Raw genomic sequence first — 2,912 nt, 5'->3', positions numbered from 1 at the left:
ACCGGTAACGCAGCGGGCAACTATGGCAGCTTCGCGGTCGACGCCAGCACGGGTGTGTGGACCTACACCCTGGACAACACCCACCAGGACCTGGCCGAGGGTGAATCGCATACCGAAACCTTCACCGTCACGGTCACCGACGACAAGGGCGGCAAGGCAACCCAGGACGTCGTCCTGACCGTCACCGGCACCAACGACGCACCGGTCATCACCAGCGCGGCGCAGAGTGGCGCGGTCAATGAAGACACTACCCTGRCAGTTACCGGCCAGGTCACCTCCAGCGACGTCGACCATAACGCCACGGCCGCCTATACCGGTAACGCAGCGGGCAACTATGGCAGCTTCGCGGTCGACGCCAGCAGCGGTGTGTGGACCTACACGCTGGACAATACCCACCAGGACCTGGCCGAGGGCGAATCCCACACCGAAACCTTCACCGTCACGGTCACCGACGACAAGGGTGGCAAGGCAACCCAGGACGTCGTCCTGACCGTCACCGGCACCAACGACGCACCGGTCATCACGAGCGCGGCGCAGAGTGGCGCGGTCAATGAAGACACTACCCTGACAGTTACCGGCCAGGTCACCTCCAGCGACGTCGACCATAACGCCACGGCCGCCTATACCGGTAACGCAGCGGGCAACTATGGCAGCTTCGCGGTCGACGCCAGCASSGGTGTGTGGACCTACACSCTGGACAACACCCACCAGGACCTGGCCGARGGYGAATCRCATACCGAAACCTTCACCGTCACGGTCACCGACGACAAGGGCGGCAAGGCAACCCAGGACGTCGTCCTGACCGTCACCGGCACCAACGACGCRCCGGTCATCACGAGCGCGGCGCAGARYGGYGCGGTCAATGAAGACACTACSCTGACAGTYACCGGCCAGGTCACCTCCAGCGACGTCGACCATAACGCCACGGCCGCCTACACCGGTAACGCAGCGGGCAACTATGGCAGCTTCGCRGTCGACGCCAGCACGGGCGTGTGGACCTACACGCTGGACAACACCCACCAGGACCTGGCCGAGGGTGAATCGCATACCGAGACCTTCACCGTCACGGTCACCGACGACAAGGGYGGCAAGGCAACCCAGGACGTCGTCCTGACCGTCACCGGCACCAACGACGCACCGGTCATCACCAGCGCGGCGCAGAGTGGCGCGGTCAATGAAGACACYACCCTGACAGTTACCGGCCAGGTCACCTCCAGCGACGTCGACCATAACGCCACGGCCGCCTACACCGGTAACGCAGCGGGCAACTATGGCAGCTTCGCAGTCGACGCCAGCAGCGGTGTGTGGACCTACACCCTGGACAACACCCACCAGGACCTGGCCGAAGGCGAATCACATACCGAAACCTTCACCGTCACGGTCACCGACGACAAGGGCRGCAAGGCAACCCAGGACGTCGTCCTGACCGTCACCGGCACCAACGACGCACCGGTGATCACTTCCGCCTCCAGCGCTACCGAAGGGGAAAACAGCCCGAGCACGAATGTCGTTTACACGGCGACTGCGAGCGATGTGGACGCCGGCGACACCACATTCACCTTCAACCTGGGTGGCACCGACGCCGGCCTCTTCGACATCAACGCTTCCACAGGCGCGGTGACCTTCAAGGCCTCGCCCAACTTCGAGGCGCCGGCAGATGCCAACCACGACAACGTCTACAACATCACGGTGTCGGCGACCGATGCGCATGGCCTTGTCGGTGCGGCGCAAGTCGTGTCGATTTCGGTGACCAATGTCAACGAAGCACCGACGATCACGTCTGGCGCTTCGGCGAGCGCGCAGGAGAACGTCGCCACATCGACCGCGGTGTACACCGTGGCGGCGACCGACTCTGACGCCGGTACGACACTCAGCTATGCGATCACCGGCACCGACGCAGGGTTGTTCAATGTCAACAGCTCGACGGGTGCAGTGACGTTCAAGGCATCGCCGAACTTCGAGGCGCCCACCGACAACGGAGGCAACAACGTCTACGACATCGTGGTGCACGCCAACGATGGCACCAACGACACAACCAAAGCGGTTGCGATCACGGTGGCCAATGTGAGCGAGACACCCGTGACATCAATCAGCGGCATCGACATTTCGGCAGATTCAGGTAACAGCGCAACAGATTTCATCACCAACGTCGCCGCCCAGACGATCACCGGAACGCTCAGCGTCGGGCTGGTGGCCGGCGAGTCTCTGTTAGGGTCCGTCGATGGCGGCGCGAACTGGACCAACATCTCGAACAAGGTCTCTGGCACTTCGATCAATTGGGACGGCGCGACGCTGGCAGGCAGCAACTCCATCCAGGTCAAAGTCGCCAACACCGACGGCAACAGCGGGCCGGTAGCCAGCCAAGCCTACGTGTTGGATACATCGGCGCCGGCCGCGGCGGCAATCACCGCCATTACCAGCGACAGCGGGACGGCCGGCGACCACATCACCAACGACACGACGCTGACGATCAATGGGTCCGCCGAGGCCGGCAGCAATGTCCAGGTTTTCCGCGATGGCGTCTCGATCGGCACCACGGTGGCCATCGGCGGCACCTGGAGCCTGGCCGATGGCACGACCTTGTCGAATGGCACGACTTACCAATACACCGCGAAGGCGACGGACGCCGCGGGCAACGTCGGCGCCGTGTCGGCCAGCTACTCGGCGACGATTGACACCGCGGCTGCCGCGCCGAACGCGCCGGACCTGAACGCCGCGTCCGACAGCGGCTCGTCGAGTACGGACAACAACACCAACGTGACGACGCCGACTTTCATCGGCAGCGGAGCAGAAGCCGGCGCTACGGTGACGCTGTTCGATACCGACGGCACGACTGTGCTCGGCACTGGTGTCGCCAATGGATCTGGCAACTGGAGCATCACCAGCACGACGCTGACGCAGGGATCACACAC

At 63.7% G+C, this 2,912-nt stretch carries 1 protein-coding gene; it reads left to right on the top strand.

Annotated elements, in window-relative coordinates; genetic code table 11:
- On the top strand, nucleotides 1-2,912 hold a 2,912-nt coding region (locus AC1DYX_RS30035; RefSeq protein ID WP_477265710.1), incomplete at both ends, for a beta strand repeat-containing protein.

This window comes from Massilia sp. P2_C2 (genome assembly GCF_056404615.1).
Note: the sequence above shows the minus strand (reverse complement) of the source record. Positions and strands in the feature narration are given on the sequence as shown.